This window comes from Balneicella halophila (genome assembly GCF_003096835.1).
GTDB lineage: Bacteria > Bacteroidota > Bacteroidia > Bacteroidales > Balneicellaceae > Balneicella > Balneicella halophila.
In genome coordinates this window covers 575,530-598,558 of record NZ_QENZ01000003.1, presented here as the reverse complement: position 1 = coordinate 598,558, position 23,029 = coordinate 575,530, and the positions used below count along the sequence as shown (strand labels likewise).

The 23,029-nt window shown below is 35.8% G+C and carries 21 protein-coding genes; 5 read left to right on the top strand and 16 right to left on the bottom strand.

Annotation, left to right across the window (positions count from 1 at the left end):
- Position 1: 1 nt before the first annotated feature.
- Entirely contained in the window at positions 2-979 is a 978-nt protein-coding gene (locus C7377_RS02715) for a type I phosphomannose isomerase catalytic subunit (protein WP_116495787.1), read from the bottom strand.
- Positions 980-1,051: 72 nt separating this feature from the next.
- On the opposite strand from C7377_RS02715, the gene udk reads away from it, so the two are divergent.
- Together udk and C7377_RS02705 are read left to right on the top strand one after the other, a co-directional pair.
- Positions 1,052-1,660 (top strand): uridine kinase, encoded by a 609-nt coding sequence (udk, locus tag C7377_RS02710; protein WP_116496212.1) that lies wholly within the window; start codon positions 1,052-1,054, stop codon positions 1,658-1,660.
- A gap of 3 nt (positions 1,661-1,663) precedes the next feature.
- Positions 1,664-2,362 carry a 3'-5' exonuclease gene (locus C7377_RS02705; RefSeq protein ID WP_116495786.1) on the top strand — a complete coding sequence of 233 codons (699 nt, stop codon included), beginning with the start codon at positions 1,664-1,666 and terminating at the stop codon, positions 2,360-2,362.
- 1 nt (position 2,363) lies between these two features.
- Here C7377_RS02705 and C7377_RS02700 read toward each other — a convergent pair whose 3' ends face one another.
- The 13 genes from C7377_RS02700 to ileS form a co-directional block, all read right to left on the bottom strand.
- Positions 2,364-3,395: an endonuclease/exonuclease/phosphatase family protein gene (locus C7377_RS02700; protein ID WP_116495785.1), complete on the bottom strand. Its 1,032-nt coding sequence runs from the start codon at positions 3,393-3,395 to the stop codon at positions 2,364-2,366.
- 9 nt (positions 3,396-3,404) lie between these two features.
- A complete protein-coding gene (gene tsaE, locus C7377_RS02695) occupies positions 3,405-3,839 on the bottom strand; it encodes a tRNA (adenosine(37)-N6)-threonylcarbamoyltransferase complex ATPase subunit type 1 TsaE (RefSeq protein ID WP_116495784.1) in 435 nt (144 codons plus the stop codon).
- Complete coding sequence (gene porX, locus C7377_RS02690; RefSeq protein ID WP_116495783.1) at positions 3,840-5,402, bottom strand: T9SS response regulator signal transducer PorX; 1,563 nt, start codon at positions 5,400-5,402, stop codon at positions 3,840-3,842. It lies immediately after the preceding gene.
- A gap of 5 nt (positions 5,403-5,407) precedes the next feature.
- Complete coding sequence (porW, locus tag C7377_RS02685) at positions 5,408-8,548, bottom strand: type IX secretion system periplasmic lipoprotein PorW/SprE (protein WP_116495782.1); 3,141 nt, start codon at positions 8,546-8,548, stop codon at positions 5,408-5,410.
- A 63-nt stretch (positions 8,549-8,611) separates the two neighbouring features.
- On the bottom strand, positions 8,612-9,703 hold the full coding sequence (locus tag C7377_RS02680) for an Mrp/NBP35 family ATP-binding protein (protein WP_116495781.1): 1,092 nt from the start codon (positions 9,701-9,703) through the stop codon (positions 8,612-8,614).
- 7 nt (positions 9,704-9,710) lie between these two features.
- Complete coding sequence (locus C7377_RS02675) at positions 9,711-10,037, bottom strand: MGMT family protein (RefSeq protein WP_116495780.1); 327 nt, start codon at positions 10,035-10,037, stop codon at positions 9,711-9,713.
- 11 nt (positions 10,038-10,048) lie between these two features.
- The gene (trmB, locus tag C7377_RS02670) at positions 10,049-10,771 is read right to left on the bottom strand and encodes a tRNA (guanosine(46)-N7)-methyltransferase TrmB (protein ID WP_116495779.1); all 723 of its coding nucleotides are present in this window, start codon (positions 10,769-10,771) and stop codon (positions 10,049-10,051) included.
- An 11-nt stretch (positions 10,772-10,782) separates the two neighbouring features.
- Positions 10,783-11,259, bottom strand: coding sequence for a gliding motility lipoprotein GldH (locus tag C7377_RS02665; protein ID WP_116495778.1), 477 nt, complete (start codon positions 11,257-11,259; stop codon positions 10,783-10,785).
- The gene (locus tag C7377_RS02660) at positions 11,249-12,394 is read right to left on the bottom strand and encodes a PSP1 domain-containing protein (RefSeq protein WP_116495777.1); all 1,146 of its coding nucleotides are present in this window, start codon (positions 12,392-12,394) and stop codon (positions 11,249-11,251) included. The genes C7377_RS02665 and C7377_RS02660 overlap by 11 nt, the downstream gene beginning before the upstream one ends.
- A 65-nt stretch (positions 12,395-12,459) precedes the next feature.
- On the bottom strand, positions 12,460-13,068 hold the full coding sequence (locus C7377_RS02655; protein WP_116495776.1) for a lipoprotein signal peptidase: 609 nt from the start codon (positions 13,066-13,068) through the stop codon (positions 12,460-12,462).
- A 6-nt stretch (positions 13,069-13,074) separates the two neighbouring features.
- Positions 13,075-13,452: a TraR/DksA family transcriptional regulator gene (locus tag C7377_RS02650; RefSeq protein ID WP_116495775.1), complete on the bottom strand. Its 378-nt coding sequence runs from the start codon at positions 13,450-13,452 to the stop codon at positions 13,075-13,077.
- A 55-nt stretch (positions 13,453-13,507) separates the two neighbouring features.
- The gene (locus C7377_RS02645) at positions 13,508-14,536 is read right to left on the bottom strand and encodes a glycosyltransferase family 9 protein (protein ID WP_116495774.1); all 1,029 of its coding nucleotides are present in this window, start codon (positions 14,534-14,536) and stop codon (positions 13,508-13,510) included.
- Positions 14,537-14,638: 102 nt separating this feature from the next.
- On the bottom strand, positions 14,639-17,980 hold the full coding sequence (gene ileS, locus C7377_RS02640) for an isoleucine--tRNA ligase (RefSeq protein WP_116495773.1): 3,342 nt from the start codon (positions 17,978-17,980) through the stop codon (positions 14,639-14,641).
- A 146-nt stretch (positions 17,981-18,126) separates the two neighbouring features.
- Here ileS and dtd point away from each other — a divergent pair, with 146 nt between their 5' ends.
- The 3 genes from dtd to C7377_RS02625 all read left to right on the top strand — a co-directional run bounded on the left by dtd (position 18,127) and on the right by C7377_RS02625 (position 21,675).
- Entirely contained in the window at positions 18,127-18,579 is a 453-nt protein-coding gene (gene dtd, locus C7377_RS02635; protein WP_116495772.1) for a D-aminoacyl-tRNA deacylase, read from the top strand.
- A 163-nt stretch (positions 18,580-18,742) separates the two neighbouring features.
- The gene (locus C7377_RS02630; RefSeq protein WP_116495771.1) at positions 18,743-19,657 is read left to right on the top strand and encodes a PorP/SprF family type IX secretion system membrane protein; all 915 of its coding nucleotides are present in this window, start codon (positions 18,743-18,745) and stop codon (positions 19,655-19,657) included.
- A 29-nt stretch (positions 19,658-19,686) separates the two neighbouring features.
- Positions 19,687-21,675: an OmpA family protein gene (locus C7377_RS02625; protein ID WP_116495770.1), complete on the top strand. Its 1,989-nt coding sequence runs from the start codon at positions 19,687-19,689 to the stop codon at positions 21,673-21,675.
- An 81-nt stretch (positions 21,676-21,756) separates the two neighbouring features.
- Here the strand turns inward: C7377_RS02625 and C7377_RS02620 are convergent, their stop codons facing one another.
- Together C7377_RS02620 and C7377_RS02615 are read right to left on the bottom strand one after the other, a co-directional pair.
- Positions 21,757-22,200: an NUDIX domain-containing protein gene (locus C7377_RS02620; protein WP_116495769.1), complete on the bottom strand. Its 444-nt coding sequence runs from the start codon at positions 22,198-22,200 to the stop codon at positions 21,757-21,759.
- Positions 22,200-22,997: a C40 family peptidase gene (locus C7377_RS02615; RefSeq protein WP_116495768.1), complete on the bottom strand. Its 798-nt coding sequence runs from the start codon at positions 22,995-22,997 to the stop codon at positions 22,200-22,202. The genes C7377_RS02620 and C7377_RS02615 overlap by 1 nt, the downstream gene beginning before the upstream one ends.
- Between the last annotated feature and the right edge of the window lie 32 nt (positions 22,998-23,029).

Below are 23,029 nucleotides of genomic sequence, written 5' to 3'. Positions count from 1 at the left end.
CTTATGATATGTAAATTTCTAAAACTTTGGATTCCCCATCCGGTTCGAGTGTAACTTCGTCAATAGAAGCTGGAACTAACACTGTCTCTCCTTTTATTAAAGAAATCTCACCTTCTTCCCAGAGCAACGATAGCTTTCCATCTACGCACATATAAATCACAAAACTATCTAATTGATGAAAGTCTTGCGACATCTCGTCGGAAAAATAGATTAAATTAGTAGTGAAGTAAGGACATTGAACTAAGGTAGTAGCCTTATTTTTCAGAGCATCATAGCGTGTCATATAATCCTTATGAAAGGAAAAATCTATAGCATCTAGTGCTAAATCTGTATGCAACTCCCTTTTATTTCCCTCAGCATCTACTCTATTCCAATCAAATATCCGATAAGTTATGTCAGATGTTTGTTGAATTTCTGCGAGCAAAACTCCTGCTCCAATAGAATGAATGCGTCCTGAAGGCATATATAAACAATCGCCCTCTTTAACTGTTTCTTTATTGATAATTTCCTCAATTTTCCCATCTCGCATAAGCTGAAGATACTCTTCTCTACTTATCGGACGATTAAAGCCACTAATGAGTTCTGCTCCTTTATCTGCTTGTGTGATGTACCAAACTTCTGTCTTTCCATAAGAATGATGGCGTTCTCTCGCCATCTCATCATTAGGATGCACTTGCAAGGAAAGCCTTTCTTTGGCATCAATAAATTTTACTAATAAAGGAAACTCAATACCAAACTTTTCATAAACGCTATCTCCTACAAGGTCGCCCATATAAACCTCTACCAATTCCTCTATATTATTTCCAGCAAGAAATCCATTAGAAACTACTGAGACATTGTCCTGAACACCCGAAATCTCCCAACTCTCACCTATATTATTTCCTTCCACATCTTTATTTAGCAAATTTCTGAGTTTTTCTCCACCCCATATTTTTTCCTTAAATATTGGACTAAACTTCAGAGGATATAGCTTATTCATTTTGGCTCTTTTTAAATTTCTCTTTATTTTGTTGTATATTTCACAAAAGTACGAATAAATCACTTGGAAACTATGATTGTTTTAGGAATAGCTGGTGGAACGGGTTCAGGAAAAACTACTGTAACAGGAGCCATTTTAGAAAAAGTAAATGCACACACCTCCCTTTTAGAGCAAGATGCATACTACAGAGATATGCCCGAACTTAGTTTAGATGAACGAGCTAAGGTAAACTATGACCACCCTGATGCTATTGAGTTTTCCTTACTCATCCAACATATTAAAACCTTAAAAAAGGGACTCCCTATCGCACAACCGATTTACGATTTTACGAATCATCTTCGTAAAAAAGAAACAACAACAGTAAAACCTGCTCGTATCTTGATTGTTGAAGGAATTTTGATCTTTGCTATCCCGGAATTACGGGAACTTTTTGACATGAAGATATTTGTAGATACTGATGATGATGAGCGACTACTTCGCCGTATTTCCAGAGATATGGAAGAAAGAGGACGTAGCTTTGAAAGTGTGCAAGAGCAATATCGAAAAACGGTAAAGCCTATGCATCTCGAATTTGTAGAGCCTAGCAAACGCTATGCAGATGTTATTATTCCAAGAGGCGGAGGCAACAATGTCGGCATTGATATGGTTGCTTCCCGATTACAGTACCTTTTAACTTTATAAAGTATGAATACATTAGCAAATATCCTTTTTTTAGATATTGAAACCGTTGCCCAAGAGGCAGACTACGAAAATTTATCAGAACGCAGCAAAACACTATGGGAAAAGAAATCAAACCAATGGCGTAAAGAAACTAGCGTAGAAGATTCATATGAGAGAGCTGGAATTTACGCAGAATTTGGGAAAATCATTTGTATTTCGGTGGGCACTATCGTAAAAGGGACATTGCATATCAAATCATTTTACGGAGATGAAGAAGTCGTGGTACTTAAACAATTCAAAGAGAGCCTTACTAAGTTTTCCAGTAACAGAAATGCCCGGCTCTGTGCACACAATGGTAAGGAATTTGACTTCCCTTATCTATGCAGAAGAATGCTAATCAATGGTATTGGTTTACCTAAACTCCTTCAGATACAGGGCAAAAAACCTTGGGAAATTCCATTCTTAGACACGCTTGATTTATGGCGCTTTGGAGATTATAAAAACTATACTTCGTTGGATTTACTCTGCCACATCTTTGACATCCCAACTCCTAAGCAAGATATTAACGGTAGTCAAGTTGGGAATATTTATTGGCAGGAGAATGGCCTTGACAGAATTGTAAACTATTGTGAAGCAGATGTAGTTGCTCTTACCCAGCTCTACCTCAAAATGCAAGGTATGGATTTACTTAAAGAAGAAAATATCCGTTTTATATCGGAATAAATCATTCTCTCCACAAATCTAAATACACAGGTAGGTGGTCACTGAATCCATCATTATATTTCATTCCAATATTTGTGCGAAAAGGTTTCTGTCCTCCTTCTTTATCATCTTCTAAAAGAAAAGCCGGACAATACACTTTTGCATCATTTTCGTAAACAAATAAGGAACCTCGTCCTTTAAACATACCATTAGAAACAATAATATGGTCAAGCGAACCCCAAACGCCATGGTATTTATGCGAACCGTAGCCAGAGATTTTATTCCACCTTGCACTCAGGTTGTACAAGCCGAGTTCATCAGTGTTTTCCCACTTTATTCTTGCTCCTAAGGTTTTTACAATGGGAGTACGGTCAGCTTCTGTATTCAAATCGCCCATAATAATGATTTTTGCGAGAGGGTCGTTTTGAAGTAAACTGTCTGTTTTGGCTTTTAGTGTAAGTGCAGCCTTATTTCTTTTAGGGACAGTTTGTAAAGCTCCACCATATTTTGAAGGCCAATGGTTGACAAAAATATGTAACGTATCCTGCGTAGTGGTTTCTCCTTTTACATAGAGGATATCACGCGTAGTTCCTCCATCTAAGTCTTTTAAATCAACCTTGAGAGCTTCTGTATACAATGGTGTAAATTTATCCTTTTGATATAGCATAGCCACATCTATTCCTCTTCTATCAGGAGAATCGTAATGTATAATGTCATAATGGAAACGAGCCAACGCTGTATATCGTGTAAGACCTTCTAAAACGTATCGATTCTCTACCTCACAAAGTCCAACAATCTCTGGAATCTCCCAACCGCCAACTGCCATAATTACTTGAGCTATTCGATTGATCTTTTTCTTATATTTATTGAAACTCCAATACATTCTGCCTTCTCGCGTAAAATCATCATCTACCGTAAGGCTGTCGTTTTCGACATCAAAAAGATTCTCTACATTATAGAATACAATACGATAATCGCCTCTGTCTTCAGCATTCTGTGCAACTGTAGAGCTAAGTAATAAAACACTGAAACAAACTATAAAAATCCTTTTCATGAGTTTTTGTTAATGTTTGAAGACTGAAATGAGCCTGGTGCCGTCTGTTTCTTCCTTAATTCTCACTTCTAAGATATCCTCTGGCAATATATTTTCAACTTTCTCTGGCCATTCCATATAGCAATAGGCATCGGACTCCCAGTACTCTTCCACCCCAAAATCTAAGGCTTCCTGTTCATCATTTATTCTGTAAAAATCAAAATGGAAAAGGGTCTCACCATTAGCGGTAGTATATTCATTGATAATCGAAAACGTAGGACTGCTCACGGCATCTTCAACTCCTAAGACATCACAAATAGCTTTTACAAATGTGGTCTTTCCTGCCCCCATTTCTCCAATTAATGTGACCAACTTGTGCTCTCCCCAATCCTGTAAGAATTTATCAGCAACTTCTAAAAGCCCTTCTAAAGAGTTTGCCCGATATGTTTTAGATACAACAGACATTTATTTACGATTTGGTTCTAACACAACAAAAGGTACAAGCATTTCTTCTAATGAGACGCCACCATGCTGGAAAGTATCTTTATAATACCCGACATAATGATTCATATTATTAGGATAAGCAAAAAAGTCATCATCTAAAGCAAATAAATATTTTGAACTAACATTTACTTGAGGCAATTTAGCCTCTATTGGATCCGTTACTGCAAATACTTTTTTAGGGTCATATTTTAGATGTTTCCCTTGCTTGTATCGTAAGTTGGTGTTCACTTCTTTGAGTCCTTGAACTATTTGGGGCTTGTCCACCTTCACACTACCATGGTCGGTTGTGATAATTAGTTTTATTTTTTGAGATGCCAGTTCCTTTATCGTCTCTAGCAATTGTGAATTTTTAAACCATGATTTCACAATATCTCGATAGCCTTTTTCATCTTTTGATAATTCCCTTAAAGTATTATTCTCAGTACGTGAGTGTGATAGTATATCAATAAAGTTATACACTAAAATTACGACATCATCATCTAAGATTTGTGTCAAATTATCGTAAACTTGCTTTTCTTTCTTCATATTGAGCACCTTTTGGTAATTCAATGTTTTGCCTGGTGCTAATCTATTGACCTGTGTTTCCAAAAGTCTGTCTTCATAGAGGTTTTTCCCTTCGTCCTCATCATCATTCACCCAAAAGTCAGGCATGATACCTTCAATATCACGTGGCATAAGCCCTGCAAACATAGCATTACGCGCATAGTGTGTTGCAGTTGGCAAGATGCTCGAAAAAACTACTTCCTCTTCTATCGAATAATATTCATTGATGACATCTCTATATAAAGTTCTCCACTGATCAAAACGCAGATTATCAAGAAGGACTACCACACACTTCTCTCCGTCGTTGATACGTGGAAAGAGCTTCTCTTTAAAGATATTAGCAGATGTTAAAGGAGCATCTTCAGCACGTCCACTCATCCATTCTAAATAGTTTTCTTTAATGAAACGACCATACAATCTATTTGCTTCTGTGCGTTGCATAGAGAGAATTTCTTCCATTTCCGAGACACCAGAGCGTTGCAACTCTAACTCCCAGTAAACTAAATCACGATATACTTTGGTCCAATCATCAAAAGTTCTACAGTCATTGATTTTCATACCTAATTGGGTAAACTCTTTTTGGTAACTTGAAGTGGTCCGTTCTGAGACCAAACGCTTACCGTCGAGTTGCTTTTTTATGGAATGCAGTATTTGCTTAGGATTAACTGGTTTTAAGAGATAATCGGCTATTTTTGACCCTATTGCTTCGTCCATGAGTCCCTCCTCCTCATTTTTGGTAATCATGACCACAGGCATCCCTGTACGTATTTTTTTAAGCTCCTCCAAGACTTCCAATCCAGAAAGTCCAGGCATGCTTTCATCTAGTAGCACTAAGTCAAACTTTTCCTCTCTCACTCTATCGATAGCATCTGCACCATTATTGATAAGAGTAAGCTCATAGCCTTTTTCCTCCAAGAAGATAATGTAGGCTTTTAACAAATCTATCTCATCATCCACCCACAAAAGTTTACCTTTAATCATACTGTTTATTTTGTTAAATAATTATCTTTAAAAAACTGAACATAATTGTCTACTGCATTCGTGGAACGCAACAGCTTTAAATTCTCATTGGTTATTACAAAGTTACGGTATTCTACCTGTTGCAGATTCTCATAAATATAATCGACGGTGACGACTTCTTTCAGATAGCTCATGGCTTCTCCGCTTGTTCCCACATTTTGAACTATAAGCATACGCTTATCGCCTAGCTTTTCTTTTTTGACCCTAAAATCTTTATTAAAATTATGTAATGCTGTCCATAAATAATTCACATCAACACCTTTTGAAGGCACAATTAAAACGAAGTTGTGAGCGCCTCTTGAGTGTTCTGTAAAGCCAACTTCTGGTTGCAAGTTCTCAATATTTACTTTTGAAGTATTGATTTCGTTGTTAATTTCTTGATCTTCAACTTCCTCCTCACCAACAGGTTTTCCTTCGCCAAAATAATGGTAAGCATAGAAGTCTAAATATGGTGTGACATCTCTATCTGTAGTTAATTTCAAAAGGTTGTTTTCAGAGATAATTAGATTCGTATAATCAACTTCGTTGATTCTCTTTAGGAACTCTTTCTGTGCAATGATGAGTTGTCCAAAGTAGTTTAGTGCATCCTCTTTACCTTTAAATGATTCTACCAAAATAATATCAGTATTTAAACTAAAATTACGACGACGCACTCGTAAATCTTCACCTGCAAATTTCTTGCTGTTAAAATCTTCTATCGCCTTAACAATGTCTCCTCTCAAATCTCGAGGAAGAATCAATGCTACAAGATGCTTAGCATCCACCTCCATTGTATAATTTCCAGGAATTTCTATTTCTGAAAGTAAAGGAACTTCAACAGTTTTATTAATCGTCTCTGGTTTTTCAAAATCTTCTGCTGTATAAGTTCTCTTTATATCTCTTACATTTTTATTAGGAACATCTCCTTTTTCCAATCTTGCTAATAATTCCTGGCTCGTAGCTAAGATTTTTCTGTCCGTAGCCACAGCATTTACCTCTTGCAACGCTTTTTTAAAGTTCTCAGGAGATTCTGTATATGCCTTAGTCATCGCATTCAGAAAAGCAAAACGCTGATAAGTTGTGGTACCTTTATATTTTGACATTCCTTGTTGCGTCAAGGCTTTTGTTTCTTCAAAGTTATTTGCACTATATGCGGTATAAGCCTTTTCATATAACAGCGATGCATCTTTTGCTCTTTGTTCCATTTTACTATAATAAGCAGGATCTTGGAGCACTTTTGCTAGATCGCTATCAGGATATTCATTTAATACAATATTTTTATACCGATTGGCTTCAATATCATTATCCAACAAACTGTGGAGCATATAGAGATGATAATTGGCTCGTAAACGTTTTTCATCACTCTTAGGATTACGCTCCAGCACTTGTTCGAAGCTTGATTTTGCTTGAATATAATCATCCATTTCGTCCTCATAAATAACTCCTGCATCATAGAGTGCATTGATGCTTTTCTCTTCAGAAGCTTCCATTAATTCTGGTGTCAGAGGCAAATCTGCTACATAATCTTCATAAGTCCTAAAAGAGAGCGTATCTTTACTTAACTTACTTCTTTCTTCTGCTGAAAGTTGAAATTTTTCAGGATTGCTTCGCCAATTATCTGTAAGATTTAGAACGCCCCATTTCTTCTGAAACTCTTTTTTACCCTGTGCAACAGCTTTAGGATTATAAAAATACCATTCGCCTATAGGACGATCTATCTCTTTAATACTACTTTTTAAGACCTTCTTCAACTTTCGATCTTTATCAATCACTGCATCACGTTCGGCTAACATTAAACTCTTGATAAAGTTTTCTCTTTCTAAAGTAGGCATTTGTGCTATTTTGCGCAAGCTATCTTGCTCGTATACCGTGTTAAGATTCTGTGCAAGTTGCGTCAATCCGTCTAATCGCAATTTTACTTCTTCATAGTCAGGATAATCTTCTGAAAGCAAAGGCGTTGCTTGTTGGTAGTTTTCAAGAGCTAAATTATAATTTTTATTCTCATTAAAATATAAATCACCCAAAGCCAGATAGGACTTAGCTAGTTGCTTTTGATCCCCCATTGAATTTTCTATTGAGAGCAAGTAATTTTCTTCAGCTTTTTCAAATTCTCTTTCATTCTCATGTATTCTAGCCAATGTATAATACACTTGGTCTAAATATTCCTTGTTTCGAGAATCTCTGATCAGCTTTCTCAACTCTTGTTTCACCTTAGTATCTCCTGAAGCCAGGTCATACTCTCCATATAATAAAGCTTTGCTCAACTTTGCATGAAAAGAATATTCATATTCCGGATGAGTATCTACTAATTCTGCATATGTTGCTTGTGCTTTTTCAATCTCACCCTGCATTTGGTATAGTTGAGCTAGGATATAATAATAACGAGTTTGTCCATCTTTTTTCTTGGTATTATTTTTTAAAAATGTTAACTCTTCGATTGCATTATCGTATAGTCCTCTTCGGATATACATATCAGCTTTAGCTATACGTGCCATAGGAATTAACTCTTCAGGAAAACCTTCTTCTGCCATAACATCATCTACGGTACGCAGTGCACGAAAATATTTATCCTGTTCAGCGAGGGAGCGAGCATACCATATAGCCGATTCATAATAGATCGGCATATCATTGAATTCTCTCAAAATGTAACGGAAAGTCCGCTCTGTACTGTAATATTCTCTTCGATAAAATTGTCCTTTCCCTAGAAGTAAATAGCATTCATCAATCAAGTTATTATACTCCTTTTTTCGACGAAATTCTCGGTATTTTTCAGACTCCCGCTTTCCTTTTTTACGCTTTGGCTTTGCGGTGATAGAGTGCAACTCTATAGCCTTGACTGCCTTACTAACAACACGCTCCATCTCAGCAGAAGCACTTTCCCGAGCTTGGATATCATTCTCAAAATAAACAGGTAATAGTTTGTCGAAATTTTCTTGGTGAGATTGTTCAATAATCTCTTGACCTTTTCTTAAACTCTCTTTTCCATTAAAATATACATTCCAACGCGTTGTTGCCATGTGATATTGCCGGGAACCCCAAGTATTTACTTGATTGGAACAACTACTAATCACCCCAACAACAATAATAAAACAAAGAGTAATTGCTAATTTATTTTTTAATGACATCATGTATTTCAGTACTTGTGAAACAGTCAAAGTTAATTACAAAAATCGAAAGTGCACTATTATAGTTTAATTATTCATTTCCACAACTTGAGTTGGAGGTAAATCTTGGTTACGTCTGTTAATTGCTGCTACTATATTATGTGCAACCGTAGCGAATGCCTCAGCTACAGGATGCTCATCTTTCAAAGCTATAGGCGCTCCCATATCCCCAGACTCTCGAATGCTTTGCACAATAGGGATTTCGCCCAATAGGCTTACATTTTTGTCTTGCGCCAAACGTTTTGCACCGCCTTCACCGAAGATGTAATACTTATTTTCTGGTAATTCTTCAGGTGTAAACCAAGCCATATTTTCAACCAAACCTAACACAGGGACGTTTACGGCGTCACTTTCAAACATATCAATACCTTTTATAGCATCTGCTAGAGCGACGTCTTGTGGAGTACTCACAATTACAGCACCGGTAACTGATACGCCTTGAACCATTGTTAAATGAATATCACTTGTTCCTGGAGGTAAATCTATTAGCAAATAGTCTAACTCCCCCCAATCACCATCTTGCATCATTTGCTTTAAGGCATTTCCTGCCATTGGACCTCTCCATACAGTAGCTTGATTAGGATTTACAAAAAATCCTATCGACAACATTTTTACGCCATACTTCTCAACAGGTTCTATCAAGTCTCTTTCACCTACAGTGCGTATAGAGACATTTTCTTGTTCTACGCCAAACATTTTAGGCATAGAAGGGCCAAAGATATCTGCATCCAACAGTCCCACTTTATACCCTTGTTTTGCTAAGGTAACTGCTAAGTTTGCCGCTACAGTAGATTTACCAACTCCCCCTTTACCAGAAGCAATAGCTACAATATTTTTAACGTCAGCAAAGATGGGTGGGTTCGCTTTTAAATCTAAAATTTTTACAGCTATATTTCCCCTGATATCAATTTTATCAAAATTAGCTTCTAGTTGCTGTACACAAGCTTTTTTTGTTGGAACGATATTGGGGTCATCTGCACGTTGAAATATTAGGCTGAAGGATACCTTATCTCCTTCTACCTTTAGATCTTGAACCATTTTAAGAGAAATGATATCTCTCCCTGTGTCTGCATAGCTTACTTGAGCTAGAATTTGTCTTATTTGCTCTTTAGTTATCATCTATTCATTATTTTAATTCTTCAATTGGATTCCAAAACACAGCCTCAAAGTTAACAATCTTATCGTTTATTATCACTATTCCTTCAGACTCTAATAATTCTTTCATTGTATTTTCACCACCAAAATGGGCTTTACCCGTCAGCAATCCATTTCTATTGACCACTCTATGAGCTGGTACGTATGGACTATATCCATGTGCAGTATTCATAATCCACCCTACCATTCGTGCTGAACGTACAGTCCCAAAATACTTAGCTATAGCACCATAAGAAGTCACTCTACCTTTAGGAATTTTTCGAACAATTTCAAAAATATTTTCTTGTGAGATTTTCATAATAAAATCAGCTATCTTCCGAACGAGCGATAGCTGTCTCTAGGTATTTCTACATCAGGTTCTTCAATTGTTTTATGTGGAAGAGTAAAGCATATATACTTGGAGGTAATGCCTCGTGAAAGGAATTGTCGTTCGTAGAACGTCTTTATTTCTAATTCTGGTTTTATGAACTCTGACGAATAAATATCTTCCTCTAAAACCAACAGAGGCAGTTCATTGTATTCAATAAGTGCCTTAGTATATTGGAACATAAAATTACTGTCGGTCTTCAGATGTACCAAACCTCCATCAACGAGAAAGTTTTGATACCGATTGAGCATGAATGAACCTGTAAGTCTTTTTCGTGCTCTTTTCATCTGCGGATCAGGGCAGGGCAACCACAGTTCTGACACTTCATTAGGTGCGAAAGCATCTGGCAAATTACCAATATGTGTTCGCAAGAATGCCACATTAGTAAGTTTTTTTTCAATAGCGGTTTTCGCACCACGCCAAAGTCTTGCTCCTTTTACATCAACACCTATAAAATTCTTATCAGGATACTGTTTTCCCAAACCAACGCTGTATTCTCCTTTGCCACAACCTAATTCCAAAATGATATCTCCCTCATTCCTAAAGACTTTCTGCTTCCAATTTCCTTTTAGCAAATATCCAGACTTCAATTCGTCTATCGTAGGTTGATACACATTGTCTAAGTGTTTGTTCTCTTCGAACCTTTCTAACTTTCCTTTACCCAAAACGCTATCTTTTATTCTTTTTTCCTAAGTAAAACACCCACTTCTCTTATCCCTTTTATACGTTCTTCGCGCATACCATGTGTCACGGTCAGTTCCCAGTCACCTATTTCGTCAAAGGAAATAGAATGAGGCATCTTATGTTCTGTGAGATAAAGTCCTGAAAATCCATCACCTAACCAATAGCCGTAATCATCAGCCAATAAACAATTGAGTGTATCTCTTTGTAAATTGCCTGATGGAGAGCGTAAGGATAAAAACAACCAAAGATTAGCCTTCTGATATTTGTTCGTATTCCGCACTGCAAGGCTCAGTTCTAGCGGTTGTACATCTTTTATTGGAATTAGAAACTTTTTTTCGTTGCTATAGTTCCAGGCATTTTCGTCAACTTCTCTAAAAGTCTCATAAGACAGTGAGGTGTCACAGCTAAAATACAAGAATCCGAAAAAAACTAAAAACAGGTGCTTACTATTTCTGAGATTAATTTCCATTAGTATTCTTTTTTCCTTTAGGATTACGATAACGCTTCTTTCTGCGTTTTTTAGCAGGTTTCTTACCGTCAAAACGGTTCAAGCTATCTTGCCCAACTAAATCACCTCCATAGTTTGAAAGTGACTTTTCAATTTCTTGACTGTCTTTCATTTGGATATCTTCGACAAGCTTGCCTTCATTATTAAGTTTTTGAATTTCAATAGCCCTTTCAACGGTGATTTCTACCATTCCTATTTTTTTAGGATCAGTATATACGTACCACATCTTTTGTCTTAAAACGTCAGTTTTAATGCATCGCATATCGCCTTGCTCAGTTTTAAGAATAGTATCAGTACGCGGAAACTCGGAACGAGCTTCTTCATAAACATCCAATTCATAATTCAAGCAACATTTCAATTTTCCACACTGACCAGCAAGCTTTTGTGGGTTCAGGGACAACTCTTGCTTACGAGCAGCCCCTGTTGATACTGATGAAAAATTAGTCAACCATGATGAACAGCAAAGTTCACGACCACAAGGACCAATACCACCTACTAAACCAGCCTCTTGCCTAGAGCCAATTTGCTTCATCTCTACACGAATCTGAAATTCATCAGCTAACACTTTTATCAGTTGCCTAAAATCCACACGCTTATCTGCAATATAATAAAAAATAGCTTTCGTATTATCTCCTTGATACTCCACATCACTTAGCTTCATATCTAAGCCCATGCGTTCTATGATTTTGCGTGTTTGTATAATCGTCGGCTTTTCTCGCTCCATAGCTTGATGCCATTTATCCAAATCATTTGGTCTAGCCTGTCGATATACTTTTTTGAATTCTTCTTTTTTATAATCTATGCCCTCTTCACGCATTTTTTCAAACACCAAATCACCAGTTAAAGAAACGATGCCAATGTCATGACCAGGTGTACCCTCTACAGCTACAATGTCATCCTTAAACAAAGGAATACCATTCTCATTAATGAAATAGCCTTTACGTGTATTTTTGAAATGTATCTCCACAATTGGAGGAAATAATGAAGAGACAGGGAGATTCTCTAACCAGTCATATACTTTTAATTTTGATGAACGTGATCTATAATCTATATTTTTATTGGCACTACAGCCAGAACAACATCCTTTAGATTCCATAATATTATGAATTTATATTGTCTGTGCAAAAATGATTTACACAAGGAAAACTAAGCTTAAAGATACTATAATTTCTTATTAAGCTCTTTACGATAAAATAACAAAAGCAACAAGATACCAACTGTAATATAACTGTCTGCTAAGTTAAAAACTGGAGCAAAGAAAACAAAGGGCTTGCCTCCTAATATAGGTATCCAACTCGGCATTTCAGCAATTTCTATCAAGGGAAAATAAAACATATCTACCACTTTACCAAATAGAAGCGGTGCATATCCACCTCCATCGGGCAGAAACTGCGCAACCTGATAGTAACTGTCTCCAAACACCACTCCATAAAACACACTATCAATCACGTTACCAATTGCTCCTGCAAAAATTAAGATTGTACAAAAAATGAACCCTTTAGTGAAGTTTTTCTTCATGATTAACCTACTAATATACCAGCCAATGCCAATAACTGCCAACAATCGGAAAATGGTAAGAATAGGCTTCCAATAGGGATGATCAATCTTCCCGCCAAACGCTATTCCCGGATTTTCTAAGAAATGGATATAAAACCAGTCTCCTATCACCGAAAACTCCTCTCCAAGTTGCATGTGAGTTTTCACCCATATCTTCAACGCCTGGTCAGCAAGTAATAGTAGAAACAGTATGGGAATGTATTTTTTCCACATAAGTTTTTAGTCCTGCTTCATTTTAGCTTCCATACTTAGCGTAGCATGTGGAACTAAACGCAATCTCTCTTTAGCAATTAAATTACCGGTCACTCGGCATATTCCATAGGTCTTATTCTCGATACGTACAAGAGCGGCCTCTAGGTGCGATATAAATTTTGCCATGCGGTGAGCTAATAGCCCAACCTCTTCTTTTGATAATGTAGCTGCTCCTTCTTCCAAAACTTTGAAAGTAGGTGAAGTATCTTCTATTCCATTATTTGAAGTATTAGAAATACCTTCCTTTAGCATTTCATAATCTCTCTTAGCCGTTTCTAGTTTCTCTAAGATCAATTCTTTAAATTCTTGTAACTCCTCGTCACTATATCTTTTTTTTATTTCCATAACGCTCTATTTTAAATTTGTTATGTAAAATTCTTTGTTTAAGAATAATAAGTTGTCAAAGATAACTTTTTTTCTCAAGTAGTTCCATTATTTTATGATAAATATCATCAGGTTTGATAGCACTTATCATATCCTCCCCTCTTAAACAATGTTGCCCTTTATTTAAAACATGTCCCTCCCCATCTATAGGAAATACTACAGATAGCGGACTAGTGCCTTTGCCTTGCAGTAAAATAAATTCTGTATTTGTAGCTGCAGCCATATGCATTGCTGAAGTGTCAATTGTTACTAATAAATCCAGAGTTCCAATAGCATCTATGCATTCTCCTACAGAAGTTTTACCTGTCAAATCAACTACGTGTTTCATATTTTTTTTGAGTAAATTAGTGTAAATTCTATGATTTTTACAATCTTTTGAATCTCCTAACAAAACAAAATCTATATCCTCTTTACTTAAATATTCAAACAATTTTTCTCCTAAATTAAGAGGGTATCTTCTTGCTCCTTTTTTTATTCTGTAAGCATAACTATCCTTATGATTTTGTGCTTTTGCGCACTCTTCGCCTAACAAAAAGCCAACTAAAGGTCTTCCGGCTTTATCAAACAATTCTGTTTTTTTAAATTCTAGAATCATTGGTGGCAAATAATCATACTTACTATTCCAGTATATATTTACCAAATTAGCATAATGATTGGAGTAATGCCAACTCCTGTCAATAGGTAAAGAAAAATCAAGTAAAAACTTACGTCCTTCCTTTTGATAACCAATCAATGTTTTGACTTTTGCTAAACGAAAAAGCAATGCGGTAAGAAATGAATTATGAAATAATATTCCTAAATCATACTTATTCTTTCGTAACTTTCTTACAAATTGTAAAGTCCGAAAAAAACGTCCTTTGCCTTTGGTGTCATCGATAATTATGTCTTTGATGCCTTTACCCCGAAAAATGTCTCTTGATTTAGCTTTACATACAATTGTAATAGACGCATCTGGATATTCTCTCTGCACCAATTCTAAAGCTGGCAACATCATAATGGTATCACCAATATAATTTGATGTTCGCATGATTATTTGCTTAGGCATCTACTTCTCAGTTTTAGTATTTATAGTTTAGGGAAATTAAAACATCTTCTAATTCTCTATTTAGATTAATAAATAGCCAACATATGATGCCATCATAAGTTGTTACAATTTTTTCACATCAATTTTCAAAACAACTCCATCCTCAATGTCCTGCTCTCTCCCTTCTTGCAAATTTGCGACAAGCATCACTTCATTTCCTAATGTCTGTGAGGCTATAAAATGTTTGTATTCATTCACGGCTTTATCAGTAACCTCATGGGTTGAAATACTAATATTTACCTTGTCTGTCACATCAAAGCCACTTTCTTTACGTATGTTTTGAATACGATTAACTAACTCACGAGCGATTCCCTCATTGCGTAAATCATCTGTAATTGTGATATCTAAAGCTACTGTCAATGCTCCTTCATTAGCAACTAACCATCCTGGAATATCTTCAGAAACAATCTCTACATCCTCTAATGTTAATGGAAGATTTTCAGTTTCAACCTCTAGATCAAATTTTGAATTCTTCTCGAATGCTGCAATTTCTTCTTGTGTTAATTTAGCAATAGCTCCAGCAATTTGTTTCATCATCTTTCCATACTTTGGACCTAAAGTCTTAAAGTTTGGCTTAATACTCTTTACTAAGATATTTGAAGCATCTGTAAGATATTCTATCTCTTTTACATTAACTTCTGATAGAATGATATCTTCAACGCCCTCAATACGCTCCTGAACCTTCTGATCTAAAATAGGTATTAATACTTTTTGTAATGGCTGGCGCACCTTGATTTGTACTTTTCGACGCAAACTTAATATCATTGAGGATATTTGTTGTGCCAAGTCCATTCTTGCTTCCAATTCCTTATCCACAAACTCCATATTTGGTTTTGGGAAAGTAGTTAAATGTACTGACTCATCAACGCCTTGTATTTTCATTAAGTCTCGGTATAATCTATCCATATAAAATGGTGCTATTGGCGAACCTAAAATTGAAAGGGTTTTTAAGCATTCGTATAATGTTTGATACGCAGAAATCTTATCAGTATTATACTCGCCACCCCAGTAGCGCTTACGACACAATCGTACGTACCAGTTGGAAAGATTTTCGGTAACAAAATGCTGAATGGCTCGACCTGCTCTAGTCAATTCATAATTATCATAATGTTCCGTAACTTCTTCCACTAATGTATTTAATAGTGAGAGTATCCATCTATCTAACTCTGGACGTTCTTCAAATGGAACTTGTTCGTCAGCAGCTTTAAATCCATCGATGTTTGCATATAATGCAAAAAAGCTATACGTATTATATAAAGTTCCAAAGAATTTTCGACGCACTTCATCAATCCCTGCTACATCAAACTTTAAATTATCCCAAGGTTGTGCATTGGTAATCATATACCAGCGTACGGGATCTGCTCCGTATTTATCAAGCGTTTCGAAAGGATCTACGCCATTACCTAAACGCTTAGACATCTTGTTGCCTTTTGCATCAAGTACCAATCCATTAGAAATGATATTTTTAAATGCTACAGAATCAAATAACATGGTTGCAATAGCATGAAGCGTAAAAAACCATCCACGCGTTTGGTCAACCCCCTCAGCGATAAAGTCTGCAGGGAAACATTTGTCAAAATTCTCTTTGTTTTCGAACGGATAGTGCTGTTGAGCATAAGGCATCGCTCCTGAGTCAAACCACACATCTATCAAATCACTCTCGCGTTTCATAGGTTTTCCGGAATCACTTACCAAAATGATGTTATCCACATAAGGACGGTGTAAATCAAAACTATTATAGTTTTCTTTACTCATATCATTTTCTACAAAATCTTTCAAGGGATTTTCCTGTACGAATCCAGCAACTATTGCTTTTTGAATCTCCGTTTTAAGTTCAGCAACCGAACCGATACACTTCATCTCTTTACCATCTTCTGTTACCCATATTGGCAAAGGAGTTCCCCAATAGCGAGAACGTGACAAGTTCCAATCCACTAGGTTTTCAAGCCACTTGCCAAATCGACCTTCCCCGGTACTCTTAGGTTTCCAATTGATTGTCTCGTTCAGCTCCATCATACGTTCCTTAGACGCAGTGGTTTTAATGAACCAAGAATCTAAAGGATAATATAAAATTGGCTTGTCTGTACGCCAGCTATGTGGATAAGAGTGGACATATTTTTCTATTTTGAAAGCTTTGCCCTCGTTTTTCAATTTTACAGCAATGTATACATCTACCGTTTCATCTTTATCCGTAAGTTCACTATCGTAATCATTCTTTACATAGCGTCCTTCTAAGTCTCCAGTTCCTTCAATAAACTTCCCTTGCTTATTGACTAAAGTTAATGCTCCTATTCCATTTTGTTGTGCTACTCTGTAGTCATCAGCACCAAAACTTGGAGCAATATGTACGACACCGGTACCGTCCTCTGTCGTAACAAAATCAGCTACAAGAACACGGAAAGCATCACCCACTAATGGTTGTTGATAAGGCATTAACTGCTCATAACGCACACCTTCCAACTCAGCTCCTTTAAAGGTATCTAATATCTTATAGGGTAAAGCTTTACCTCCTTTTTCATACTCAGTTAATGAAAGCTCCGCGTCTTCTTTTCTGAAGTAATTCTGGTATAATGCTTTTGCACAAATAATTGTGGTTGGTTCTCCTGTGTAAGGATTAAATGTGCGAATTTTAACATAGTCAATTTTAGGGCCAACAGCTAAAGCGGTATTAGATGGCAATGTCCATGGTGTAGTAGTCCAAGCAATGAAATGCAAATCTGTATCAACATCAGAGAAGAACTTCTCAGAAATTGCATCTTTAACAATTTTAAATTGTGCCACTATTGTAGTATCCTTAACATCTTTGTAGCAACCAGGAAGATTTAATTCATGAGAAGACAAACCAGTACCATCAGTTGGTGAATATGGCTGAATCGAAAACCCTTTATACAAATAACCTTTCTCAAACAACTGCTTTAAAAGCCACCAAAGGGTTTCAATGTATTTATTGTCATAGGTAATGTAAGGATTATCCATATCAGCCCAATAACCCATCTGCTCTGTTAACTCCTTCCAAGAATCCGTATATTTCATCACACTGGTACGACATTCTTTGTTATAATCTTCTATAGAAATACTTTCACCAATGTCGTCTTTTGTAATACCTAACGCTTTCTCTACTCCTAACTCTACAGGTAGTCCGTGAGTATCCCAACCTGCTTTACGCTCTACATGAAATCCCTGTAATGTTTTGTATCTGCAAACAATGTCTTTTAATGAGCGTGAAATAACATGATGAATACCAGGCATTCCATTCGCTGAAGGTGGACCATCATAAAAAACGAATTCTTTTGCACCTTTGTTATTTTCTAGACTTTTCTCAAATGTATTCTCGGTTTTCCATTGCTCCAAAACCTCTTTAGCCACATTTGAGAGGTTAAATTTCTTGTACTCGGGAAACTTCATATGTACTACTCTTTTACGTTAAAGATCTTTTTTACTTCATTAAAAAAACGTACAAATATACAAGAAACGAATGGATAATGAAAAATAAGGATTTCAATACTTCAACGAGTTTTAGTATTTTTGAGTCTAAATAATTAGAGTAAATCATGCGAGCAGTTATTCAGCGAGTTAGCGAAGCAATATTGAGTGTTGAACACATACCTAAGTGCAGTATCGAATTAGGATTGGTGGTTTTACTGGGAATAGAACATGAAGATACTGAAGAAGACGCAAGTTGGTTAGCAAAAAAAATAGCAAATCTTCGAATATTTTATAATGATGAAGGCGTTAAAGATCTTTCTGTAATAGATGTTAATGGAGAAATTCTTGTAGTTTCTCAATTCACGCTATATGCTCGAACAAAAAAAGGGAATAGGCCAGCGTATATAGATGCTGCTCATCCAGATATCTCAAAACCTTTATATGAACTTTTTGTTAAGAAATTGCAACAAGAAATCAATAAAAAAATAATGACTGGTATATTTGGTTCATACATGCAAATCAATATGATTAATGACGGTCCTGTGACAATTATTATTGACACCAAAGCAAATAAATAAATATAATCTCATTAAAAATAGAACGATACTAAAATTAAATTATTAAGGTATTTTTTTTTAAGAAATTTATTACGATATTTGTGGCTTAGTTTTTGTTTTTAGCACATAACTATAAAAATAAATTAAAAAAACTAAATAATTTACTAATTTCATCAAGCGACTTATGAAAAAAATTGTACTTTTATTGTTTCTATGTATTACAATAGGAACTAGCTGGGCACAGCAACAAGCGCAAAATTCATTGTATTATTTTAATCCCTTGAATTACAACCCAGCATATGCTGGCTCAAGAGATGCACTTTCGATTAATGCTATTCACCGTATCCAATGGACTGGAATTGATGGTGCTCCTAACACCACTTTTTTATCCATTCACTCACCTATTAATGATACTCAGCTCTCAATTGGTGCTGATTTAACTTATGATGAAATTGGAATATCAAAAGCTACGAGTGCTTATCTAGATGTTTCATATTACGTTCAATTGAATGATAAAGGACACAGATTGTCTTTTGGTTTGAAAGGAGGTATCAATATGTTTGACGCTCCTTTGTCTGATCTAGATGCTACAGACTCTGGAGATCCTTTGCAATATGATATTGAAAATAAGATGAGAGGAAACTTCGGTGCTGGTATTTATTATTATGGAGAAAAACATTATCTAGGTCTGTCTTCGTTAACATTATTAGAAGCGTCAGTTTTAGACAATGATGACATCAATGCATTGGAACAGAAACGTCATTTCTATTTAATGGGAGGTTATGTATTTGACATCAACGCTTCATTAAAATTAAAACCTTCTGGTTTAATTAAAGCTGTAGCAGGTTCTCCTCTAGAATTCGATGCAGAGTTAGCAGGATTGTTATATGACAGACTATGGATAGGTGTTGGCTACCGTCATGATGAGTCTGTAAGGGGTTATTTAGCGGCTAACATTACTCCTCAGCTTAGGTTAGGTTATAATTATGATTATATCTTTAACGATTTAACAAAATATACAGGTGGTACTCATGAATTTATGCTAAGTTATGATTTCGAGTTTGACAAGAAGAGGTTTAAAAGTCCTAGATACTTCTAAAAGTAACCTAACATAAAGACAGAACAACAATGAAAAGAACGATTATATACACAATATCTCTATTTTGCTTATTCTCAATTTATAGCGAAGCAAATGCAAAGGGGATAAAAGAAAAGGTAGCTGATTCGTATTATGAAAACCTAGCTTACAAGAAAGCAATTCCTTACTACGTTGAATTGGCTGAAAGTAAAAAAGCAAACGATGAAATTGTTAGAAAAACTGCAGATAGTTTTAACAAAATTGGAGATACAAAAAATGCAGTTAAGTGGTACGAAGTGCTTTATACTAAAGGCTGGGCAACTACTAATGACAAATATGAATACTTCTTATTATTAAGAAAAAATGGAAGCTATGAAAAATCATTAATAGTAATGAATGATTATCTTGAAAATGGTGGCTTTGCTACTGATTTTATTAAATATTTGAAAGAAAATCCAAATTATTTGCAAGATTTACAAAAAAAGAATGCTGGTAAATATAAAATTACTAAGCTGAATTTCAATAGTCCAGAACATGATTTTGGTGCAACATATTATAAAGATGGAATCTTATTCGCTTCACCAGAAAAGCGTGGAGAGCGAGTAGATGTAAAGCGTAAATTTGCTTGGGATAATACGAATTTTCTTCAACTTTATTATGTTCCTATAAATGATGGAAAGTATGGTGAGCCTGAAAAGTTTACTTTTGCAAAAAAGAATAAATACCATGATGGTCCTGTCGCTTTCAATTCTGATTTTACAGAAGCATATGTAACTCGAAGTAATTATTCCCCAAAAGGGAGATTAGAAAAAAGTGCAGAAGGCATTGTAGAAATTAACCTATATTTAAGTAAAAAGAATCAAAATGGTGAATGGTCAGAATTGGCGCCATTCCAATACAACAGTTCAGAGTATTCTATAGGTTGTGCTACTATTTCTCATGATGGTAATTTTATGGTATTTGCTTCAGACATGCCTGGTGGTGTGGGTGAAACAGACTTATGGATGAGTAAAAGAGAAAATGCCGCATGGGGCTCTCCTGTTCATCTAGGAGAAAAGATTAATACGGCTCGCAGGGATAATTTCCCGCATCTTGATAAAGATGGTAATTTATATTTTGCATCTGACGGTGGTATACACGGTTTTGGAGGTTATGATGTATTTTGGATTCCAGGATTTTTAGATGGTAAAGACGATGTTTATAATTTAGGAGCTCCTATCAATAGTGAAGCTGACGATTTCGGTTTTATATATAACAGTGATGATGCAACCGGTTATTTTAACTCAGGAAGAAAAGGTGTGGTAGGAGATAAAGGAGCTGATGATATTTTTGCTTTTGAGAAATTGGTATCAATGCTAGAAGTTCAGGTAATAGACAAAGACACCAAGCAACCTATATTAGCCGCAAATGGATGTTTTAAATCTGAATTTGGTGATTTCATTGAACAAGACATCAAACTAAATGATCAAGCGAAGTTCAATCGTGAATTAACAGCTAAGACTTATCTTGTTTGTGCAAATGCTGATGGATATGAGCCTGGTGAAACAAAAGTTGTACTTCCAAAAGGCAAGTTCGTAACTGCTGTAATAGAGCTCGAAAAGACTCCAGAGCCTGAACCTAAGGAAATAAACTGCCCCGAAATCACTTTAGAAGACATATTCTATGACTTTGACAAATATTATATCAGAGATGATGCGAGTGCTTCATTAGATGACTTGCTTTCATTCTTAAAAGAATATCCAGAAATACGTGTTAATTTAGTATCTCATACAGATAGTAGAGGAACACATAAGTACAACGAATGGTTGTCTCAAAAACGTGCCGAATCTGCAGTTAATTACTTGGTTGAAAGAGGTATTGCTAGAGAAAGATTGACCGCACGTGGTGCTGGTGAGACACAATTACTCAACGGTTGTGCTGACGGCGTTAAATGTTCTGAGGTAGAGCATCAAGTAAATAGAAGAACCACGGTTGAAATTATTTCTTCTGACTGTGTAGAAGTGAATAAGAGATTAAATAAATATCTTATTAAAGAATAAATTAACTAAGATAGGAATACATTAAAAAAGCTCGGCTAATTTTAGCCGAGCTTTTTTAATGTATTCCTATGAGGATAATGATTAGTAATCAATATACATTTTAATAGCTTCTTCAATAATCTGTTTATGATCAAATGCTAGTTCTGGGAGTTTGTCAATTGGGAACCATTGCGCATCTTCTGCATCATCACCAGCCACTAATGGCAATGGCTCCATAGTTAAGGTTGAAACAAAAGCTACTGAAATAGTTCTAGCCCTAGGATCACGATCTAGCGAACTGAACACTTTGAAATGTTTCAAGTTTTTGACTAGTAATCCCGTTTCCTCTTGAAGTTCTCTTTTCACTGCCTCCTCAACGGTTTCATTCATATCTAAAAACCCGCCTGGCAGTGCCCATTGATTTTCAAAAGGTGAATTCTTACGTTGGACCAGTAATACCTGCGTGTGTGGTATCGGAAGCAATGAAAAAACAACAGCATCTACAGTTACTGCTGGACGAGGATATTTATAACAGAAAGTGGTCATTACTCAATAATTTTTTTAATCGTTCTAAGATTGTGAGTATATTCACCCAATTCCAAATTATATATACCTTCTTGGTCAATACTATCAATTCTTACTTGACCAGAGGCGTGTATTATTCTATCTTTACTCAATAGAATTCCCACATGAATGATTCGTCCTTCTTCGTTATCAAAAAAAGCTAAATCACCAGGCTTTACATTTTCTAAGAAACTTACATCATCGCCTAATAGTACTTGCTGTGAAGCATCTCGAGGTAGCTTTATGCCAACTACTTTACTTACTTGTTGCACAAATCCCGAACAATCAATTCCGTAAGCACTTTTCCCACCCCATAGGTACGGAGCATTAAGATATGTCTTTGCATTTTCAATTAATTGTGTTCTGCAATTTTCTGGTGTTGTTGCAACTTCACCATCAAAATGGAAAACCCTATCTCCTACCCTAAAAGTTTGAGTTTCATGATTATAATTGGGAAGAGAACTACCTTGAACTATATGTGTTAAGGGTTTATCCTCTTCCTGGACTGTTGCTTGAAAAGAAGCAACAATAGCCGGTCTACTCTCGGTAATTTCTCTGTAAGTTTCTTCATCTAACTGGAAAACGGTTCGGTTATAGACCCAGCCTTCGTAATTATCAAAATCATTACGAATGTGCAACCAATTGCCATCTTCTTCAATAACCCTAAAGGTATCTCCAAACATCAATTGTGTAACCATTTCACTCTGCTCAGCTGGTTCATAACGTACAGGAATCATACTAAGAAGAACTATGCCATATAAAAAATCCAGTGTCATCATACTTCAAATATACAAATGTTAATCCTTTAAAA